Genomic DNA, 22,121 nt, shown 5'->3' on the forward strand with positions numbered 1-22,121 from the left:
AGATAAAAATAGGGAACCATAAATTAGAATTGGCAACAATGAAATTGAAAAAAATATGTTTAATACTGTTTGAATAAGTGTATATAACAGTCTTATAATTAAATTATGTCAGGTGATTAAGGAGATAAGCTATGATTATTTCCGCTCGAGAAAGAATTATTTTACAGATACTATTAGAAAATATAGAGGAAGAAATGACGATTAAGGGAATTGCTGAACATGTAAATGTCAGTGAACGAACAATACATCGTGATTTAAAAAACGTCGAAGCTATACTAAAAGATTTTCATCTTAAAATGAATAAAAAAGCTGGAGTCGGTGTGAAAATTGAAGGACATCCTAATGATATTTATCAACTAAGAGTATCTATCTTAAAACAGGATTATATAGAATACACACCCGATGAACGGATAATTGTTGCTTTATGTACCTTACTGGATCATCAAGAACCGATTAAATTATTTTCTTTAGCAAAAGAATTAGGAGTAACAACTGCCACGGTGAGCAATGATTTGGATAAGCTGGAACCGATTATAGCAAAGTATGATTTGCAATTAATGAGAAAAAGAGGTTATGGTATTGAATTGGTTGGAACGGAGGAAGATAAGAGAAAAGCGATTCGCAGTCTTATATCCGACCGATTTGATGTTCCAGAGTTTCTTAAAATGGTGAAGGAAAATATTCAGAAAAAATCTAGCAATAAAATCGACTCGATTTCCGAACGGCTTTTAGGATTGGTTCAAAAAGAAAAATTGCTGCGTATTGAAAATATTATTGAAGATATCAACGAGCAATTACCTTATCCACTGGCGGATAGTTCTTATGTTGGATTGGTCGTTCACATTGCTCTTGCTATGGAGAGGATCCAGCGTGGAGAAAATATTTCTTTTAAAGAAGATTATCTAGGGGAGTTGTCGCAGACAAAAGAATTTGATTTTGCGCGCCAAATTGTATCAAGACTAGAACGTACTTTTGATATTTCGATCCCTATAGAGGAAGTCGGTTATATTACGATGCATTTAAGGGGAGCAAAGGTACGTTATGACAATAAAGTCGGAATTGAAGATGAAAATGTTGAGGTAGCTATGCTAGTTAGGACGTTAATTGCCAATGTCGAAAAACTACTGCATACAACATTGGCAGATGATTCTTTATTTCAAGGCTTATTAGCTCACCTTCAGCCTACATTATATCGTTTAGATCAGAAAATGAGTATTTCTAATCCCTTATTAGAAGATATTAAAGAGGATTATGCTGAGTTGTTTGAAGTGGTTCAACAAGCTGTGAAAAAAACACTCGTGGACAGAGATGTACCAGAAGAAGAAATCGGCTATTTAGTCCTTCATTTTGGTTCTGCGTTAAATGATAGAAAAATAACAAAAAATATAAAGTTATTGATCATTTGTTCAAGCGGAATTGGGACATCTAAAATGCTTGCAGCAAAAATTGTTAATCAAATTCCAAGCCTATCAGAAGTGAAAACAGCATCTGTATTCGAATTAAAGAATATTTCCATCGAGGATTATGATGCCATTCTTTCGACTATTCCATTAGAGGACATCTCGAGAGATTATTTATTAGTAAATCCGATTTTAAATGATAAGGATTTGGAAGAAGTAAAAACTTATCTTCAAAAGAATATTGGTCATGTAATAAGGGAAGAGAAGGGAATAGAAGTTCCTAAACAAAAATGTATCGATTTCCAGTCTTTTTTCCTTTTTTCAGAGCAAGCCCAGCTTTTATCCTCCATTTTAAATGAGCTGGATATTTGGGATGAGAGAGCAAGTTTAAGTGCAAGCTTAAACAAGGGATTAAGGATATTGAAACAACAAGGTTCTATTTCAAGCGTGGAAGAAGTATTTGCTGCTTTAGAAGCACGGGCTGAAATAGGGGGACTGGCTATTCCGGAAACCAATTTAGCTCTTTATCACACAAGTAATAATCAAATTGAAAAACCATCTTTCAATATCATAGACTTGCCCGAGATGGTGAGTTTGAGGGCAATGAATGGTGCTAATGAAATGGTGAAGCGGGTATTACTTTTGCTTGCGCCGTTAGATGCAAATCCAAATGTAATGGAAGTATTAAGTTTTTTAAGTGCCTCTATTATTGAATCGGAAAGAAGTATTCATGTATTCAGTAACGGCAAGAAAGAAGAACTATTAAATTTTATTAGCAGCAGGTTTTTAAAACATCATTTGAGAAATTAATAGGAGGAATAAACAATGAGTATTTTAAAAAAAGAGAACATTATTTTAAACAGCAGCCTAGCAAGTAAAGAGGAAGCAATCAAAAAAGCAGGTCAAATTCTAGTGGAACAAGGCTATGTTTCAGAGGATTATGTTCCAGCTATGCTGCAAAGAGAAGAAATTTCATCAACTTATATGGGTAACTTCTTAGCTATTCCCCATGGTACAGATGAAGCAAAAACAGCAGTATTAAACTCTGGGTTATCTGTTATTCAAGCACCGAACGGAGTAGATTTTGGAGATGGCAATATTGTTAAATTAATCATTGGAATTGCTGGGAAGGATGGCGAACATTTAGAGTTGTTATCACAAATTGCTATTGTATGTTCTGAAATGGAAAATGTCGAAAAATTAGTTGCTGCGAAATCAGAAGAGGAAATAATCCAAATTTTAAGCGAGGTAGAATAATACGATGAATGCTATTCATTTTGGAGCTGGAAATATAGGTAGAGGATTTATTGGTCTATTACTACATCAGTCAAATTATGCTATTACCTTTGTGGATGTAAACGAACAAATTATCGATGAAATTAATCGTGTTGGTCAATATCATGTTTTATTGGCAAATGAAGCGAAAGATCAATTCACAGTTAAAAATATTAAAGGAATTAATAGTAAAGTAAATCCAGAACAAGTGGTGGAACAATTTATCCATGCAGACATTGTGACTACAGCTATCGGACCTAATATTCTAAAGTTTATCGCGCCATTAATTGCTGACGGAATTAAAGCACGAATGAAAAGTAATCAAACACCAGTTAATGTGATTGCTTGTGAAAATATGATTGGTGGTAGTAGTGCCCTTAAACAGTTTGTGTTAGAGCATTTAAATGAAGAGGAAGCAGCATGGACAGAGGAATACGTTGGTTTCCCTGACTCAGCTGTGGATAGAATTGTGCCAAACCAGAAGAATGAAAACTTATTAGATGTTCTAGTAGAACCTTTCCATGAGTGGGTTGTAGATGAAACGGCAATTAAAGGACCAAAACCTGAAATTGCAGAGGCACATTTCGTAAGTAATTTACAGGCATATATCGAAAGAAAGTTATTTACTGTAAATACTGGCCATGCAGCAACAGCCTATTTAGGCAATAGAAAGAACTATGAAACCATTTCTGAAACAATTCAACATGAAGATGTGAAAGAAAAGGTGCTTCATGTTTTACAAGAAACAGGAAAAGTATTAGTAGCAAAATATGGTTTTAATGCAGCAGATCATCAAAAATATATCGACAAAATTTTAGGCCGCTTTGCGAATGTTTATATTGTAGACGATGTAAAACGAGTTGGTAGATCACCGCTTCGAAAATTGGGCGGGAATGATCGATTAGTTGCTCCAGCACTAGCATACTATAATGAGTTTAAAGAAATTCCGTCTTATTTAGTAGAAGTAATGGCATCGGCTCTTCACTTTTATACAGCAGAAGATCAAGAGTCTGTGGAATTAAAGAACTTAATAGATGCAAAAGGAGTTCAAGCTGCTTTTAGTGAAGTTTCTGGTTTAAGTGAAGATCATGCTTTAGTGAAAGAAGTAGTGCTTACTTATAACAAAATAAATGCATAAATAAAAAATCCAATGAGGTCTCAAAGCCCATTGGATTTTTTATTTCAAGAGTAATTAGAAACTCTTAGAGCGTGTTGCTAATGCTGAGGTTGCCTTTGACTGTTTGCGCTTGTCCCACATTTTTTTGGCGAAGGGATAAATGATAGGTCCCCACGTAATGATTCGTCTGAACATTTTTTTCATTATCTCTCACATCCTTTTAGCCTTTACTTATTCTTTTCCCAAGAAATCAAATGGATAAACAATAACCCCTCTTCTAGTTAAATTTGGTAATATTAGATAGAGATCCCTTCTTGTAATTTAGAAAGAAAGAGAATATAGTTTTCATAGATAGTTGCAACATATAAGAGAAAATAACCGTCTAATGATTAGATAGAAAAAAAGAAGAAGCATTTATTCTATGAGTAAAAGTAAAGGATAGGTAATAGATGGATCGATTAAAACCATATTGGGAAGGGTTTCGACGTTTCTGGAAAAAGAGACACCTTACCCAAATTATACTGTTGGCTTTGTTATTATTTGTTTTATTAGCGATATTATATTTTACGTACCTAGCAACACAAGCAAATGTTAGTTCATTAAAGGCTGGTTTAAGTCAGGCGACCATTATTTATGATAAAGATGGAGATGAAGCAACTCGAATAAGAACGGAAAGAACAGAAGGCATTGAATTAAAGGATGTCCCGAAATATGTTCCAGACGCAGTTGTTTCTATTGAAGATGAACGTTTCTATCAACATAATGGGTTTGATATTAAAGGGATCAGCCGTGCGTTTTTTAAGAACATTTTTGCAGGGAGAATTACTGGTGGAGGAAGTACGATTACCCAGCAATTAACAAAAAATGCTTTGTTAACTTCCGAACAGACCTATAAGCGAAAAGCAGAGGAACTATTTCTTGCTGTAGAAATAGAGAAGCATTATAAAAAAGATGAAATTCTACAAATGTATTTGAATCACGTTTATTTTGGTAGTGGTGCCTGGGGTATCAGCCAAGCATCCTTGAAATATTTTAATAAAGATATTAAGGATGTATCTATTAGTGAGGCTGCATTGCTAGCAGGAATAGTGCAAGCTCCATCTGCATTAGATCCTTATAACAATTATGATGGTGCTATAAATCGCCGCAACCTTGTTCTAAAGAAAATGGTAGAATTAAAAAAAATTACAGAAGAGCAGTACCAGCAAGCAGTAAACGAAAAAATTGTATTAGAAAATGGGGGAGGATCTTTTATTGAAAGAGATTATCCTTACTTTGTGGACGCGGTGATTGATGAAGCAATCAGCAAGTATGGACTTACACAAGAAGAAATTTTAAAAAGAGGATATAAGATTTATACAGAGATGGATCAAAATCTTCAATCTACCTTAGAAAAAACTTTTGCAAGAGATTCCCTGTTTCCTAGAAGTTCTGATGGTACATTAGTGCAAGGCGGAGCGGTTTTACTTGATCCGGAAACTGGGGGAGTGAGAGGATTAGTAGGAGGAAGAGGAGAGCAAGTTTTCAGAGGATTTAACCGAGCTACTCAAATTAAAGTACAGCCAGGATCCACGATGAAGCCACTTGCTGTTTATACACCTGCTTTAGAAAAAGGATATAAAATTGACTCTATGCTTGAAGATAAGCCTTTCAAAAAGGGTGATTATGAACCGAAAAACTTCACTAAGTCTTATAAAGGCGAAGTTCCGATGTATGAAGCATTAGAAGACTCTTTAAATGTGCCAGCAGTCTGGCTGCTAGATAAAATTGGTTTGGAAAATGGTCTTAAATCCCTTGATCGCTTCGGCATTCCATATGAAAAAGAGGATGAATATCTTGGGATAGCTTTAGGCGGGATGTACAGTGGTGTTTCACCATTGCAAATGGCGAGCGCTTATTCTACATTTCCTAATGAGGGAGTCCGAATGGAAAGTCATTTGATTACAAAAATTGTCGGACCGACAGGCAACGTTGTGGCTGAATATGAGCCAAAGTCGACAAGAGTTACTTCCAAATCGGTGACAAATGACATGACCTCCATGTTATTGGATGTTATTAAATCAGGAACAGGCCAAGGAGCAAAAATAACAGGATTTCAACTTGCCGGAAAAACAGGCTCCACTCAATTAGAGGATTCGAGTATTTCTGGCACAAAGGATCAATGGTTTGTAGGGTATACGCCTAATCTAGTTGGGTCGATGTGGCTAGGATATGATAAAACAGATAAGATGCATTATCTGCCAAGTAAAAGTTCAGGTGATGTCATACCAATTTTTAAAACAATTATGGATCAAGCCGTACAATATGTCGAGCCAGAGAATTTTCAGGTCCAATCCGTCAGTGATAGACTTGCAAATAAGGATAATAAAAATGTAAATAAAAAAGTAGAAAAAACAAAAAAGGTAATTAAAGAGAAAGCGGAGGAATTAGAAACGACTATAAAAGAAAATTCTTCCAAATGGAGCAAAGTAGTAGACGAGATTAAAGAAGATGCAAAAAAGGTAAATGAAAAGGTAAAAGGAAAATTACAAGAAATACTAGGAAATTAATCGTTTCAAAAGATAGAAGTAGGTACCGATACTAGTGGCAGCTGCTATTAGTATCAGTATAAATTTCTATCTTTTTTTTATAGCAGTAAGAAGAGAAGAGTTGTTTCTGATATTTTGTATAACTGGAGATAAATAATGGTTAGAATTAGGAAAGAGAATGAGGTTTAATTATATATAGTCTGTGATAAATATAACAGACTATATAAAAGGAGGAATGTCTATTTATAGAAGGAAAACACGAACAAAATGATGGAAAAAGCAACCAGTATAAATTATAATTGATGTAAGCGTTTTTAAAAGAGAGTATGCAGAAATAATCTAATTTGTAAAAAAGTTTGTGACATAATTATGGACGTGGATTTTAAAAATGGTATCTGCTATAATAAAAAGGTTGATAAAATCTTGAATATAGGAAAATCTAGGGATAGAAAATGTGATAATTGGTAAAATTATACTTACGTTTTTTGTCACATATAATAGGTTCAAGATATGATATCATCATACAGGTAGTAATAATTCCTATTTTACCTCTGTAATATGAATGTTCTGTGTCTAAAAATCGAACATTCTGTGAATAATTTAACATTTTAACTTATATGGAAGGAGCTGTACAAATGAAAAAGGGAGTTTTAGTTTCGCTTTTAGCAATTGTACCATTATTCATTTTAAGTGGCTGTGAATCCATGGTAGTATTTGACCCCCAAGGTCCTGTTGCTAGAAGTATTACGGACTTGATTAACTGGTCAATTGTATTAATGGCTTTTGTTTGTCTAGTAGTTTTTGCACTATTTGGCTACATAGTTTGGAAATATCGTGCAACAAAAGAAAATGCGGATTATGAGCCAGAAGAACATGGAAGCACAAAGCTTGAAATTGTTTGGACTGTAATACCGTTCTTAATAATCATTGCATTAACGGTTCCAACTGTAAAAACAATCTTTGCTTTAGAAGATGTGCCAAAAGATTATAAAGATCGTGATCCAGTAGTGATTAACGTTACTTCTGCAGATTGGAAATGGATTTTTAGTTATCCAGAAGAGGGGATTGAAACAGTTAATTATGTAAATATCCCTGCAGGTGTACCTGTTGAGTTTAAATTAACTTCTGCTGGTACGATGCAATCATTTTGGATCCCTGCTTTAGCTGGTCAAAAGTATACGATGTATGGTGCTGAAACAGATCTCTATGTGGTAGCAGATAACCCAGGTAACTATGAAGGACAAAATACAAGCTTTAACGGTAAAGGTTATGCGGAGATGAAGTTTGATGTCGAAGCAAAATCTGTAGAGGATTATGATAAATGGGTAGATGAAGTAAAAGAAACTGCCCCTAAGTTAACAGAGGAGAAATACAGAGAAATTATCAAGCCTACACATTTAGGCCGTATGACTTTCTCTAATACACATTTAGAGTGGATTGACCACGGTAAAGGTGGAGACTCAAACTATTATTTAAACCCTGAGTTATATCGAGTTCATGGATATCCAGGTAGAACTTTTGAAAAGAATCAAGAGTCTGACGGAGGTGAAAAGGATGCACATTAAGTGGGATGACATTGTTATTACTGGTGATCCCCTAATATTGTCTGCTCAAATAGGTATTATTCTAACAATGCTTGCTATAGTAGTAGGTGTTACTTATTTTAAGAAGTGGCAATATTTATGGGATGAATGGATAACAACGGTTGATCACAAAAAAATCGGTATCATGTATATTATTGTTGCCGTATTAATGTTCTTCCGTGGTGGAGTAGACGGTTTGATGATGAAATATCAAACAGCAGCTCCTGAAATGAAATTTTTAGATCCACAGCATTATAATGAAGTATTTACAACGCATGGTGTTATCATGATTCTTTTTATGGCGATGCCAGCATTGATTGGATTAATGAACGTAGTTATTCCATTGCAAATTGGTGCACGTGATGTTGCGTTCCCACAATTGAATGCATTAAGCTTCTGGTTAACATTCAGTGGAGCAATGCTATTCAATATCTCTTTCGTAATTGGTGGTTCTCCTGATGCAGGATGGACATCCTATTTCCCTCTAGCGGGGAAAGAATTCACACCAGGAGTTGGAAACAACTTCTATGCAATTGGACTGCAAATCGCAGGTATTGGTACGTTAATGACAGGTATTAACTTTATTGTGACAATCCTGAAAATGCGTGCTAAAGGGATGACTTTAATGAAAATGCCAATGTTTACTTGGACTTCATTAATTACAAACGTAATTATTGTGTTTGCATTCCCTATTTTAACTGTTGCATTAGCATTAATGACATTTGACCGTTTATTCGGAACTCATTTCTTCACGATTTCTGGTGGAGGAAATGCGATGTTATGGAATAACCTATTCTGGTTATGGGGACATCCAGAGGTATATATTGTTATCTTGCCTGCATTTGGAATGTTCTCTGAAGTTATTGCTACATTCTCGAAAAAACGCCTATATGGTTATAATTCAATGATTATTTCTATTGTCGGTATTGCGTTATTGAGTTTCCTTGTTTGGGTTCACCATTTCTATACAATGGGATCTGGACCAGTTGTAAACTCTGTATTCTCAATCACAACTATGTTAATCGCAGTTCCAACTGGGGTTAAGATTTTCAACTGGTTGTTTACTATGAGAAAAGGACGTATCCAATTTACAACGGCAATGCTATGGGCGCTTGCATTTATTCCGACTTTTACAATTGGTGGGGTAACGGGAGTTATGCTTGCAATGGCTGCAGCAGACTATCAATATCATAATACTTTATTCTTAGTAGCTCATTTCCACTATGTATTAATACCAGGTGTTGTATATGCAGTATTTGCTGGTTTCTATTACTGGTGGCCAAAAATGTTTGGTTATGCATTAAACGAACGTTTAGGAAAATGGCATTTCTGGTTGTTTAATATTGGTTTTAATGTAACCTTTATGCCTATGTTCTTCTTAGGCTTAAAAGGAGCAGTAAGACGTTCTTATACTTTCTCAGCGGAATCTGGATTTGCACCATTGTTCATGTTATCAGCAATCGGATCCCTTATTCTTGCTGCTGGATTTGCCGTACTAGTTTATAACATCTACTATAGTACTCGTTATGCAGATAGAAAGATTTCTACAGATCCATGGGATGCAAGAACGCTAGAATGGCATACAGCTTCACCAGTTCAGCCATATAACTTTGCAATTACTCCAGAAGTAAAAGCATTAGATGCGTTCTGGTATATGAAGAAAAATAATGAAGGCTTAGTATTAAAAGAAGAAGAACTAGAAGAAATACACATGCCAAGCAACTCTGGACTTCCATTCTATATGTGTGTTGTATTTGGTATCGTCGGTTTCTTCCTAATATTTGAATGGTTTATTCCAGCTGCAATTTGTAGCTTAGGTATTTTTGTTGGCTTAATCATTCGTTCCTTTGATTATAACGAAGGTTATCATATTAAACTGGATGTTATTAAGAAAACGGAACGTGCATGGAGAGGTGAGAAATAATGGCAAAAGTCGATAAGTCCTTACCACTAGAATATCAAACAGAGCAAAGTCGTTTAAATATTCTAGGCTTCTGGATTTTCCTTGGTGCGGAGGTTGTATTATTCGCTACCTTATTTGCAGCCTATGGATCTTTAAAGGATAACTTTGCAGGCGGACCTACTCCAGCTGAATTATTTAAATTAAAAGATGTAATGATTGAAACACTTTTACTATTAACAAGTAGTTTCACTTGTGGGATCGCTATCTGGTATATGCGTCGCCAAAATTTAAAAGGATTATTAACATGGTTAATTATTACTTTAGCATTGGGTGCAGGCTTCGTCTTTGTGGAAGTAAATGAATTTATTCATTATGTACATGAAGGAGCGACAATGCAGACAAGTGCCTTCCTTTCTTCCTTCTTTGTATTGCTAGGAACACATGGATTGCACGTATCCTTAGGTATAGGTTGGGCGATATTGATTATTATTCAATTGCTTAAACATGGCTTAACACCAACAACTGCTCGTAAGACATTTATTATAAGTTTATACTGGCATTTCTTAGACGTTGTGTGGATTTTCATCTTCACATTCGTTTATCTTGCTAGAATGGGAGGGTAATAAAAGATGGCAAAAAATCATGAAAATGAAAAATTTCCAATTAGTCATATTGCAGGTTTTATTGTTTCTTTATTACTTACCTTCGCAGCTGTAGGGGCTAAGTTATATACAGATCTTCCAATGGTTACTGTAATGTGGATTATCGGAGCATTAGCTGTTATTCAAGCAATTCTTCAACTGTTTATGTTTATGCATCTTACAGAAGGAGAAGGGCAAGTACAGACTATTAATATCATTTATGCTTTCTTCTGCGCAATTGTCGTTGCCGGAGGAACAATTTGGGTAATGACATCAGGACACGTACATTACTAATAAAGTGAGAAAAAAGCCTCCATTTGGAGGCTTTTTCTTTTGTATATAAAAGACTAAATAACTAGGTAATAGGGATTATTATTTTTGAAATGTTGTGATAATTACATTTGGTCTTTTAAAAAGCATTGACGGGCTAGAAAAAGATGATAAAATAAAGAAATAATCTAAATGATAATGAAAATCATTTGCGATGAAGTTGGGAGTGAGGGGAACGAGTAATATTACTCATTGGCACTATGAAAATTAGACACTTAACTATAATGTTAATAGTTTTATCTATCATCTCCCTATTTGTAGGAGTAATTGATATTCATCCACAAAATATTTTTCATTTAACAGCAGATCAGAGAGAAATTCTCTTGATTAGCAGATTTCCTCGCTTAGTCAGTATTATTATAGCTGGTGTTAGTCTAAGTATTTGTGGCCTTATCATGCAGCAGATATCGAGGAATAAATTTGTTTCTCCTACAACTGCTGGAACAATGGACTGGGCGAGACTTGGGATATTAGTAGCTTTAATGCTTTTTACAGGCGAGAGCCCGATTATTAAAATGTTAATCGCTTTTGTATTTGCACTCGGAGGAACCTTTTTGTTTATGCGAATACTTAATATGATTAAATTTAAAGATGCTATCTTTATTCCATTGATTGGTTTAATGCTAGGGAATATTGTTAGCTCGATTACCACTTTTTTTGCAATGAAATATGATTTGATTCAAAATATGTCTTCATGGTTACAAGGTGATTTTTCTTTAATCATGGAAGGGCGTTATGAACTTCTTTACATAAGTATTCCGATGGTTATTGTTGCATACTTATATGCAAATAAATTTACAATTGCTGGATTGGGTGAGGATTTTTCTACTAATCTTGGTCTCAATCACAAAAGAGTAGTGAATATAGGGTTAATTATCGTAGCGTTAGTTTCTTCTGTTGTATTGCTGACAGTAGGAATGATTCCTTTTCTAGGTCTAATCATTCCCAATATCGTTTCGTTATACAGAGGAGATAATTTGAAAAATAGCTTGACCCATACAGCATTATTAGGAGCAGTCTTTGTATTATTCTGTGATATTCTTGGAAGAGTGATTATTTATCCGTATGAGATATCGATCGGTGTGATGGTGGGAGTCATCGGAAGTGGGGGATTCTTGTATTTACTAGTAAGGAGAAAGTCTTATGATGCAACCTAGAGTAAAACTTATAATACTAGCTATACTGGCAGTATTATTAATTTCTATATTTATGTTAATAAAGGTCAGTAGTAATAACTGGGAATATGTGATTCCACGTAGAGCCATAAAAATCATCGCGATTCTTCTAACAGGTGGCTGTATTGCCTTTACTTCGATGGTATTTCAGACGATCACTAATAATCGTATTTTAACACCAAGTATTTTAGGACTAGATTCCCTTTATTTATTCATTCAAACTGTTGTGGTTTTCGTTTTTGGTTCAAGTACAATGACTGTGATGAATAGCAATATTAATTTTTTGTTATCTGTCGCTTTAATGGTTTTTTTCTCAAGTATTCTTTATAAGCTATTCTTTAGGAGAGAAGATCAAAACATCTTATTATTGCTGCTGATTGGAATTGTATTAGGAAGCTTTTTCTCTAGTCTCTCTTCCTTTATGCAGGTGTTAATTGATCCCAATGAGTTCCTTATTATCCAGGATAAAATGTTTGCAAGTTTTAATAATGTAAACACAAATATTTTAATAATCAGTATTATTATCGTTGCTATAGTATCTATATATGTTACGAGATATAGTAAATTCTTTGATGTCATGTCATTAGGAAGAGACCAAGCCATTAATTTAGGAATTGATTATGAAAAAGTAGTGCGCAGCATGCTAATTGTGGTGTCGATCCTAGTGTCTGTTTCCACTGCCTTAGTGGGACCCATTACCTTTCTTGGATTATTGGTTGTCAATTTAGCTCGTGAATTTCTAAAAACATATAAACACCGAACTTTAATTACTGGATCTATTTTGTTGAGCATTATTTCTTTAGTTGGTGGGTTGCTGATTGTAGAACGTGTCTTTACTTTTTCAACGACAATCAGTGTGATAATTAACTTTGTAGGTGGAGTGTACTTTATCTATCTATTACTAAAGGAGAGAAAAGCATGGTAGAAGTAAAGAATATTACTAAACAATATGGGAGCAAAAAAGTGCTTGATAATGTTTCTCTTTCAGTAGAGAAAGGGAAAATTACTTCCTTTATTGGACCAAATGGAGCAGGGAAAAGTACACTGCTTTCAGTAATAAGTCGCTTAACGAAAGCAGACAGTGGAGATGTCTTTATTGATGGACAGCATATTGATAAATCGAAGAGCAATGATCTCGCCAAGAAAATTGCTATTTTAAAACAGGCGAACCATATAAACCTCCGCTTAACTGTAAGAGAACTTGTCAGCTTTGGCCGGTTTCCGTATTCACAAGGGAAATTAAATGACCTTGATGAGAAAATGGTAGACGAAGCTATTAAATATATGGAATTAGAAGATATGCAGCATAAATACATAGATCAACTAAGTGGAGGACAAAAGCAAAGAGCTTATATTGCGATGGTAATTGCTCAAGATACAGAATATATCCTCTTGGATGAGCCGTTAAATAATTTAGATATGAAGCATTCTGTGCAAATAATGAAGGTTTTAAGAAGATTAGTAGAAGAGCTGGGGAAAACAGTAGTAATCGTAATCCATGATATCAATTTTGCCTCTGTTTATTCCGATAATATCGTAGCATTAAAGAATGGAAAAATCATAAATGATGGACCAGCAAAAGAAATCATTAATCAAAAAGTATTGAAAGACATTTATGAAATGGATATGCAAATTGAAGAAATAAACAATCAAAGAATATGTGTTTATTTCGCATGAAAAATGAAAGCTAATTATGGATAAATAATTGATTCATTGTAGAAAGAAGCTAATGGTGGAAGAAAAATAGAAAGGGGGCAGTGTAATTATGGCTGACTTAAAAATAAGTCCCTTCGCCAGAAGAAAACCATAATAACACTACCATTAGATATTAGCAAAATCCTAAATCATTCTAGGAAAATGAGGAAGGAAAACGGCTAATAATACCTTATCATAGGGTATTCTGTCTTTAAATGCAATGTATTCAATTTAATTTATATATATTAAATTTAGAGGTGTTTAGAAGATGAAGAAAAAGCTTTCCCTATTATTATTAACATGCATTCTTGCAGTGTTAGCTGCATGTGGAAATACAGAAAAATCGAATGCCGATACAAATAAAGGTAGCGAGAAATCAGCAAAAATTAAAGTAACACACGAATTAGGAGAAGATACAGTTAAAGTAAACCCTAAAACAGTTGTTGCTTTTGATTTTGGTGTTTTAGATACATTAGACAAATTAGGAATAGAAGTAGCTGGGGTTCCACAGGCTAATATTCCACCATATCTTTCTAAATATGAAGATTCAAAATATACAAATGTAGGTAGTTTAAAAGAGCCAGATTTCGAAGCAATTAGCGAATTAGAACCTGATGTAATCTTTATTTCTGGAAGACAGTCAGCTGCGTATGAAGAATTGAAAAAAATTGCCCCAACTGTATATCTTGGTGTTGACACAACAGACTATATGAATTCCTTTAAGCATAATATGAATATTATTGGAGAGATTTTTGAGAAGAAACAAGAGGTTAGCAAAGAATTAGCAAAAATAGATGAAGACATTGCTGCACTTAACGAAAAGGCAAAAGCAGTAGATGGCAAATCTTTAATCTTATTGGTGAATGATGGAAGCATAAGTGCATATGGGAAAAATTCTCGTTTTGGCATTATTCATGATGTATTTGGGTTAGCACCGGCAGATGAAAATATTGAAGCTTCCACACATGGACAAAAGGTTACTTTTGAATATGTAGCAGAAAAAAATCCGGCCTATTTATTTGTTGTAGATAGAGGAGCAGTTGTTGGTGGGGAGTCTTCTGCTGAGAAGGTCCTTGATAATAAACTTGTAAAGGGAATTGCTGCAGCTAAAAATGATCATATTGTTTATTTAGACCCTAGCTACTGGTATCTATCAGGAGGCGGTCTTCTGTCAACAAGTGAAATGGTCAAAGAAATTTCAGAAGCCATTTCCAAATAATGCTTCGTATAGAATCCAATGAGTAGAAACTACTTGTTGGATTTTTTTGTGAAAAAAAATAGACACTTTTTAAAAGATAAAAATTCTAGTAGATAGTTGCTTTTTTTAGGACTTCCCTCCAAAATAAAAGGGAAGCAGGGAATATTCATCGAATGAGGAGGACTTTGGATGACGATTAAATTTGGAGTTATCGGAACCAATTGGATTACAGAATCTTTTATAAAGGCAGCTGGTGAAATAGAAGATTTTCAATTAAATGCCGTGTACTCAAGAACAGCGGACAAAGCGAAAGCGTTTGCTGATAAATTTAATGTGGAACATACTTTTACTAATTTAGAAGAAATGGCAAAGAGCGATAAAATCGATGCTGTATATATTGCAAGCCCTAATGCTTATCATGCGCAACAGGCAATCCTATTTTTGAAAAATAAAAAGCATGTTTTAACAGAAAAAGCGATGGCTTCTAATACAGCAGAAGTGAAAGAAATGATTACTGCTGCCAAGGAAAATGAAGTTCTTTTAATGGAGGCACTCAAATCAACATTTCTTCCTAATTTTAAAGTTGTTCAAGAAAATTTACATAAACTTGGAAAAATCAGACGTGCATTTGTAAGCTATTGTCAGTATTCTTCGCGGTATGATGCTTATAAGCAAGGAACGGTATTAAATGCATTCAAGCCGGAGCTGTCAAATGGAGCATTAATGGATATTGGTGTTTATTGTCTTTACCCTATGGTACTTCTTTTTGGAAAACCGGAGAAAGTTAAGGCTAATAGTTTCTTATTGGAATCAGGTGTTGACGGCGAGGGAAGCATTATTCTAGCGTATCCAGATATGGATGTCATTCTCATATATTCGAAAATAACCAACTCTCATATTCCGTCTGAAATCCAAGGAGAAGATGGCAATCTAATAATCAATCAAATGAACACTCCTACAAAAGTAGAGTTTATTCCAAGGAATGGAGAAGGGGAGAATCTTACTCTTCCTCAAAAGGAAGCTTCGATGTTTTATGAGGCGCAGGAATTTATAGAATTGATTAAGGCAGGAAAAACCGAATCCTCTATTAACTCTTTTGATATTTCTTTAGCGGTAATGGAAGTAATGGATGAGGTAAGAAGACAAACGGGAATAGTTTTTCCGGCTGACACAAAACAGTAAGTATACAAAACCATTTATAAGGAGAGAGAAACCATGTCACTATACGGCGCTATTGAAGCTGGTGGAACAAAATTTGTCTGTGCAGTAGGGGATGCAAAAGGAAATATCCAAGAAAGAATATCTATTCCAACAACAACACCGGAAGAAACGATGCCAGAGGTTATTGCTTTCTTTAAAAAGTTTTCCGTTGACGCAATTGGAATCGGCTCGTTTGGTCCTATTGATGTTGATAAAAACAATGCTACATATGGAAATATAACAACGACGCCAAAGCTTGCATGGAAGGACTATCCATTACTTAAAACAATAGAAGATGAATTTTCTGTTCCAACTGGTTTTAATACAGATGTAAATGTTGCCGCACTAGGAGAAGCAAAGCTAGGCGCTGCTAAAGGTGTGGATAATTGTTTATATATAACGATTGGTACAGGGATTGGCGCTGGGGCGTATATTAATGGGGAATTGCTGCAAGGATTAACGCACCCAGAAATGGGCCATATTTTAGTAAGAAGACATCCCAAAGATAGCTATAAAGGCAGATGCCCATACCATGCAGATTGCTTAGAAGGATTAGCGGCTGGGCCGGCAATTGAAGAACGCTGGGGCGAGAAGGCTTTTCATTTAAGTGATAAAGAGGAAGTCTGGGAGATGGAAGGCTATTATATTGCGCAAGCTCTTATGCAATACATTCTCATTCTCTCACCTAAAAAAATCATCCTTGGCGGCGGCGTTATGAATCAGGAGCATGTATTAACACATGTCCATCGCTATTTGACCGAGCTCTTAAACGGGTATGTTTCCTACCCGGAGGTGCAGGATAAAATGAATGAATATATTGTTAGACCAGGTTTAGGAGATAATGCTGGAATTACAGGTGGACTTCTCCTTGCAGAAAAAGTTTTTCACGAGAAATAAGTCAATAACGGTGGTCATTTAAAGGAGATATCTTTTAAATGGCCTTTTTATATGTTTTTAACTTTTCTGGCGGAGATTTTATTCGCGAAAATATGTGACTTATTCGCAAAAAATCATTAATAATTCGCGAAAATCCACAATATTGTCCAAAGCCAAGAAAAGTAGCTTTAATTAGTAATGGCAATAAATATGATATGATTGAGGATATAAATTTGATGAAGCGGTGGTAATACATGAGAATTAAATACATCTATCAGCAGCTAATCAGTCACTTAAGCGTTATTCTTGTAGCCCTATTAGTATTAAGTCTTGTTTTTTCACATTATATTGAGAAATTGGTTTTCTCTATGAAGGCAGAAGAACTAAAGGGATACGGATATAATATTGTCCAGGACGTTCAAGGAGCTGATTTATGGTCTGCTGCAACTTATTCTACGTTATTACGATATTCTGAAGAACTAAAAGGCACTGGGATAACGATCGGCATCTTCAATACACAAAGAAATCGTATTTGGTCTTTTGGAAAGGATTTGGATATCAATATTACTCATGCAGAGTGGGATGAAATAAAGGATGGTCGCAGTACAGTTATTAAACCTAGTACAAAAAGAGGAGACCAAGAGGTAGCTTTAGTTGCAATTCCGTATTCTGTTAATGATGTAGTGGTTGGAGGAATTATTTTAACTTCTCCTCTTGTAGAATCAAAGGAGATGATTCAGGAAATCAATCGTTATTTGCTTTATACTCTTTTTCTAGTTTTTGCGATTGCCTTATTAATGAGCTTTATTTTTTCAAGAGTACATGTCAATCGGATAAAAAAGCTTCAGGAAGCTACAAGCCATGTTGCACAAGGAGATTATACTGTGAAAGTTTCCTCTTCAACATTTGATGAGATTGGAGAATTAGGGGAAGATTTTAATCAGATGGTAGATAATTTAAGAGAGTCGAAGGAAGCAATTGATGCACTAGAAAATCGGAGACGCCAATTTATGTCAGATGTTTCTCATGAATTAAAGACCCCCTTAACGACGATAAGCGGTGTCATAGAAGGATTAAACAATAATATGATACCAGAAAATGAGCGGGAGAAAGGTCTGAAATTAATTAGCCATGAGGCAAAAAGGCTTATCCGATTAGTAAATGAGAATCTTGATTATGATAAAATACGTTCCAACCAAATTGTCCTAATGAAGGAGTTTATTTCCCTCCAAGAAGTATTGGAAATAATTGATGACCAGCTGTCTATTTTAGCAGAGGAAAATGGTGTTAAAATTTACGTTGATGTGGATAGTGACGCAGTGATTTATGCTGATTATGATCGGCTTATCCAAATCATTATGAACATCACGAAAAACAGTATACAGTTTACCGAGAACGGAAGTATATGGTTAAAAGGACGAACGGAAGCAAGCAAAACAATCATAGAGGTAAAAGATACTGGAATTGGTATAGATGCTCATGAAATAGAAAACATTTGGAAAAGGTTTTATAAAGCGGATATCTCTAGAACTAATAACCCTTACGGCGAATTTGGACTTGGTTTATCTATTGTTAAGCAATTAGTTCAGTTCCATGAAGGGGATATTAAAGTGTCGAGCGAAAAAGGAAAAGGCACTACCTTCACTCTTTTCTTCCCTCTTCCAGAAGAAAAGTAACGAATAGGTTATCTGATGGAATAAAATGTTCTAGAATTCTTCTATGTCTTTTCAAACTTTGTTCATAATTTATTCATATATGATGGTTACTATGTATGTATAAACAAATATTAGAAATGAAAAGAAAAATAATGAACTGAAATAAATGTAATGTTGATATTGGAAATAGGAGGAACAAGCGATGAGTGATTTGGAAAAACGAAATGAATGGGAGAAAGATCGCCCTGAGGCTGAAGAGACTAACCTTGGGGGCGAAGAATTAGTAGCAGAGAAGGAAGATCAAGTCATTTCAGAAGATCCTGTAGAAAAGGATGAAATAAACAAGCCAGAAGAAGCGGAATATACTGCTGAAAAAGAGCAAGTTCATCTTGATAAAGAAGAAGAACAAGAAAATGCTCGAAAAGATACTTCGAAAACAAAAGGGTTTCTTTCCTTGTTAGCAGCAGGTGTTGTTGGTTCAGCCTTAACATTTTTCACAATTCCCCATACAGACCTTTATAATGATTCTTATGATAAGCTCGAAAAGCAGGTAGAGGAGTTATCTAATAAAGTGGAAGGTAAACAGACTGGGGCAATTACTGCGAATACAACATCGAATACAAAAACAAGTGATGGCACAATAGCTATTGCGGATATGGTGGAGTCATCTTCTAAAGCAATTGTAGGGATTGTAAACATGCAAAAGCAATCAAATCCATTTTCTCAGAATTCCAGTGATGTAGAATCTGGGTCTGGATCTGGTATTATCTTTAAGAAAGATAATCAATATGCATATATAGTGACAAATAACCACGTAATCGAAGGAGCAAATGCGTTAGAAATCTCCCTTTATAACGGGGATAAAACGGAGGCTAAGCTAATTGGGGCAGATGCTTTAACTGATTTAGCGGTAGTAAGAATTGATGCTAAATATGCTTCTGATATTATCAATTTTGGCGATTCTTCTACATTGAGACCTGGCGATCAAGTATGGGCTATTGGTAATCCACTTGGGCAAGAGCTGTCTCGAACAGTCACCCAAGGTATAGTAAGTGCTGTAGATCGAAGCATTACAGTAAATACATCTGCTGGTGATTGGGAATTTAATGTTATTCAAACCGATGCAGCTATTAATCCTGGTAACAGTGGAGGAGCTTTAATCAACTCATCAGGAGAGGTAATTGGTATAAATAGTTTGAAAATTAGTGATTCAGGTGTAGAAGGGCTAGGTTTTGCGATTCCTAGTAATGATCTTATCCCAATTGTGAATGAAATTATTGAAAAAGGGAAAGTAGAACGTCCATATCTTGGAGTAGGATTAGCAAGCTTAGAAGAAGTCCCTCGTATGTATTTGGAAGACCTTCCAAATAAAGTGTCAAAAGGAGTAATGATTACTAATATTGATGCTAATTCTGCCGCTGCTAAAGCAGGCTTAAAAGTTCAGGATGTTATTGTCGCCATTGATGGGAAAAAAGTAGCTAACTCAACAGATTTACGAAAATATCTATATTCAGAAGTGAAAATTGGTGATAAAGTAAAACTAGAAATTTATAGAGATGGCAAATCTCAAAAAGTGGAATTAACGTTAACAAGTAATAATACGATAAATTAATCGACACGTTTCATGTGAAACATACGAAATTTGTCGAAAAAATTCCATCTTATTTTGTAATAGGATGGATTTTTTTTAAATCTGTTAATAATTTCGTCATAATTATATGATAATATAGTGTAAGAGTTATAATAGGGGTATGCCTATTATATCCAAAATTTTGTGCAGAGAGGATTTTAGCTTAATATGAAAAATAAGAAGGTTCTTATTCCTATTCTAGTGGTAGTACTAGTAGCGTTAATAATAGGAGCAGTTTATCTAACACAACGAAGTAAAACAGTCGCAACAGTGGAAAAGGAAAAGATTACACAAGAGCAACTAAATAAAGAGCTAAACAAACAATATGGCGCAACTGTATTAAATATGATGATCTCTAATAAAGTAGTAGATCTTGAAGCTGATAAAGCGAAAGTGAAAGTAACGGATAAAGACGTCCAAGCAGAATTGGACAAGATGATTAAACAGTACGGTGGACAAGAAACCTTTAATATGTTGTTAGCTCAAAATGGGATGACAGAAGATTTATTTAAAGAACAAGTGGAACAAAATCTAAAAGTAACAAAAATTCTTGAGCCATCTATCGAAATTACGGATGATGAAATTAAGACATACTTTGAAGATAATAAAGCAAGTTTTGGCACTCCAGAGCAAGTGGAGGCAAGTCATATCTTAGTAAAAGATGAAAAAACGGCAAAAGAAGTGAAGAAGAAGTTAGACAACGGGGAAGACTTTGCTAAATTAGCTAAAGAATATTCTACTGACACACAAACAAAAGATAAAGGTGGAGAATTAGGATACTTTACTTCAGGAAAAATGGTTGAAGCCTTTGACAAAGCGGCGTTCTCAATGAAAGTAGATGAAATTAGCGACCCAGTTAAAACAGATTTTGGATACCATATTATTAAAGTAACTGGTAAAAAAGAAGCAAAAGAAGCAACATTAGAAGATTCAAAAGCGAAAATTAAAGAAGCCTTATTAGCACAAAAGGTTCAAGAAAAAGCTGGTACTTGGTTAAATGAAGCTACTTCAAAATATAAAATTGATAATAAGTTAGAAAAAGATCAAAAAGATCAAAAAGATCAAAAAGATAAAAAATAAATAAAAAAGCGGATAGCAAATGCTATCTGCTTTTTTTATTCAGACTGTAGAAATAAAAGTCATTTAATATAAAGGAGTAATATCCACATTGGCAGGAAGCTCAAATGGGTTTTTACTATTGATATGATCATAAAATAGTATTCCGTTTAAGTGATCTATTTCATGTTGAAAAACGATTGCTTCGTAATCCTTTAATTTAATTTTTACTTCTTCTCCATGTATATTGTATGCTCGAACCGTTATTCTACGATAGCGAGGAACATAGCCTACAATGGATCGATCAATAGAAAGACAGCCTTCACTCTCAGGAATATAGGTCATGGCAGTAGAATGACTAATGATCTTAGGGTTGATTAACATATATTCCAATGCTTCACCGTTTTCTTGCCTAATATAACTCGCAAACATTCGTTTATTTAAGCCAATTTGGTTTGCCGATAATCCTACGCCTGCTCGTAGTTGGTATTTTTTTGACAAGATTGGATCCTGACTGTTTTTCAAATATTGCAGCATGCATTGCAACTCTTTTATATCCTCTTCAGTAGGAGGAATAGATACTTCCTTTGTTTTTTCACGAAGGATAGGATCGCCTTCTCTCACAATATCCTCCATGGTTATAATATATTCCTTTGTAAATTTACTCATCTAATAAACTCATCTCCAGCAAATATGGTATATATGTAAAATAGCAGAAGGAGCTTTAGATGTCTAATGGTTAAGCATATATCTTTATTTAGATATGAAAAAAAAAAATAGAAGAAATGCGAAAAAGCAAATTAAATTATTTTTAGGAAAATCTTACATATAAAATAAAGAAGAGGAAAGGCTATGAAGG

At 34.6% G+C, this 22,121-nt stretch carries 19 protein-coding genes; 17 read left to right on the forward strand and 2 right to left on the reverse strand.

All coding sequences use genetic code 11. The features are described 5' to 3' along the window. Positions 1-131 precede the first annotated feature (131 nt). From NiCM35_RS15605 to NiCM35_RS15615, 3 genes are read left to right on the forward strand one after another with little or no spacing between them, the layout of a single operon-like run. Entirely contained in the window at positions 132-2,210 is a 2,079-nt protein-coding gene (locus tag NiCM35_RS15605; RefSeq protein WP_433780032.1) for a BglG family transcription antiterminator, read from the forward strand. A gap of 15 nt (positions 2,211-2,225) precedes the next feature. After that, positions 2,226-2,657, forward strand: a complete 432-nt coding sequence (locus NiCM35_RS15610; RefSeq protein ID WP_047944240.1) for a PTS mannitol transporter subunit IIA — start codon at positions 2,226-2,228, stop codon at positions 2,655-2,657. A 4-nt stretch (positions 2,658-2,661) separates the two neighbouring features. After that, positions 2,662-3,813 (forward strand): mannitol-1-phosphate 5-dehydrogenase, encoded by a 1,152-nt coding sequence (locus NiCM35_RS15615; RefSeq protein ID WP_123258771.1) that lies wholly within the window; start codon positions 2,662-2,664, stop codon positions 3,811-3,813. Positions 3,814-3,867: 54 nt separating this feature from the next. On the opposite strand, the gene NiCM35_RS26760 is transcribed toward NiCM35_RS15615, so the two are convergent. After that, positions 3,868-3,996, reverse strand: coding sequence for a hypothetical protein (locus NiCM35_RS26760; protein ID WP_488473382.1), 129 nt, complete (start codon positions 3,994-3,996; stop codon positions 3,868-3,870). Positions 3,997-4,241: 245 nt separating this feature from the next. Here NiCM35_RS26760 and NiCM35_RS15620 point away from each other — a divergent pair, with 245 nt between their 5' ends. The 14 genes from NiCM35_RS15620 (at position 4,242) to NiCM35_RS15685 (ending at position 21,286) form a co-directional block, all read left to right on the forward strand. Beyond that, entirely contained in the window at positions 4,242-6,341 is a 2,100-nt protein-coding gene (locus NiCM35_RS15620) for a transglycosylase domain-containing protein (RefSeq protein WP_095331093.1), read from the forward strand. A gap of 614 nt (positions 6,342-6,955) precedes the next feature. Beyond that, complete coding sequence (gene qoxA, locus NiCM35_RS15625; RefSeq protein WP_095331091.1) at positions 6,956-7,885, forward strand: cytochrome aa3 quinol oxidase subunit II; 930 nt, start codon at positions 6,956-6,958, stop codon at positions 7,883-7,885. Continuing rightward, positions 7,875-9,827 (forward strand): cytochrome aa3 quinol oxidase subunit I, encoded by a 1,953-nt coding sequence (gene qoxB / locus NiCM35_RS15630; protein ID WP_095331089.1) that lies wholly within the window; start codon positions 7,875-7,877, stop codon positions 9,825-9,827. Before qoxA ends, qoxB begins: the two co-directional genes overlap by 11 nt. Then, entirely contained in the window at positions 9,827-10,429 is a 603-nt protein-coding gene (qoxC, locus tag NiCM35_RS15635) for a cytochrome aa3 quinol oxidase subunit III (protein ID WP_095322681.1), read from the forward strand. Before qoxB ends, qoxC begins: the two co-directional genes overlap by 1 nt. 6 nt (positions 10,430-10,435) lie before the next feature. Continuing rightward, complete coding sequence (gene qoxD / locus NiCM35_RS15640; RefSeq protein WP_047944233.1) at positions 10,436-10,741, forward strand: cytochrome aa3 quinol oxidase subunit IV; 306 nt, start codon at positions 10,436-10,438, stop codon at positions 10,739-10,741. Between the two features lie 236 nt (positions 10,742-10,977). Then, positions 10,978-11,934, forward strand: a complete 957-nt coding sequence (locus NiCM35_RS15645) for an ABC transporter permease (protein ID WP_095331088.1) — start codon at positions 10,978-10,980, stop codon at positions 11,932-11,934. Continuing rightward, positions 11,924-12,877: an iron chelate uptake ABC transporter family permease subunit gene (locus tag NiCM35_RS15650; RefSeq protein WP_123259195.1), complete on the forward strand. Its 954-nt coding sequence runs from the start codon at positions 11,924-11,926 to the stop codon at positions 12,875-12,877. The genes NiCM35_RS15645 and NiCM35_RS15650 overlap by 11 nt, the downstream gene beginning before the upstream one ends. Next, positions 12,871-13,629 carry an iron ABC transporter ATP-binding protein gene (locus NiCM35_RS15655; protein WP_095331086.1) on the forward strand — a complete coding sequence of 253 codons (759 nt, stop codon included), beginning with the start codon at positions 12,871-12,873 and terminating at the stop codon, positions 13,627-13,629. The genes NiCM35_RS15650 and NiCM35_RS15655 overlap by 7 nt, the downstream gene beginning before the upstream one ends. A gap of 286 nt (positions 13,630-13,915) precedes the next feature. After that, positions 13,916-14,866: a siderophore ABC transporter substrate-binding protein gene (locus NiCM35_RS15660; protein WP_095331085.1), complete on the forward strand. Its 951-nt coding sequence runs from the start codon at positions 13,916-13,918 to the stop codon at positions 14,864-14,866. A 168-nt stretch (positions 14,867-15,034) separates the two neighbouring features. After that, positions 15,035-16,027, forward strand: a complete 993-nt coding sequence (locus NiCM35_RS15665) for a Gfo/Idh/MocA family protein (RefSeq protein ID WP_095331083.1) — start codon at positions 15,035-15,037, stop codon at positions 16,025-16,027. A gap of 33 nt (positions 16,028-16,060) precedes the next feature. After that, positions 16,061-16,942, forward strand: coding sequence for an ROK family protein (locus NiCM35_RS15670; protein WP_123258773.1), 882 nt, complete (start codon positions 16,061-16,063; stop codon positions 16,940-16,942). 233 nt (positions 16,943-17,175) lie between these two features. Further along, positions 17,176-18,597 (forward strand): sensor histidine kinase, encoded by a 1,422-nt coding sequence (locus NiCM35_RS15675; RefSeq protein WP_095331080.1) that lies wholly within the window; start codon positions 17,176-17,178, stop codon positions 18,595-18,597. 181 nt (positions 18,598-18,778) lie between these two features. Further along, positions 18,779-20,188, forward strand: coding sequence for a S1C family serine protease (locus tag NiCM35_RS15680; RefSeq protein ID WP_217279751.1), 1,410 nt, complete (start codon positions 18,779-18,781; stop codon positions 20,186-20,188). 186 nt (positions 20,189-20,374) lie between these two features. Then, entirely contained in the window at positions 20,375-21,286 is a 912-nt protein-coding gene (locus NiCM35_RS15685; RefSeq protein WP_123260072.1) for a peptidylprolyl isomerase, read from the forward strand. A gap of 63 nt (positions 21,287-21,349) precedes the next feature. Here the strand turns inward: NiCM35_RS15685 and def are convergent, their stop codons facing one another. Beyond that, positions 21,350-21,931 carry a peptide deformylase gene (gene def, locus NiCM35_RS15690; protein ID WP_095331077.1) on the reverse strand — a complete coding sequence of 194 codons (582 nt, stop codon included), beginning with the start codon at positions 21,929-21,931 and terminating at the stop codon, positions 21,350-21,352. Between the last annotated feature and the right edge of the window lie 190 nt (positions 21,932-22,121).

The organism is Niallia sp. M35 (genome assembly GCF_050971705.1).
Classification (GTDB): Bacteria; Bacillota; Bacilli; order Bacillales; family Cytobacillaceae; genus Niallia; species Niallia circulans_A.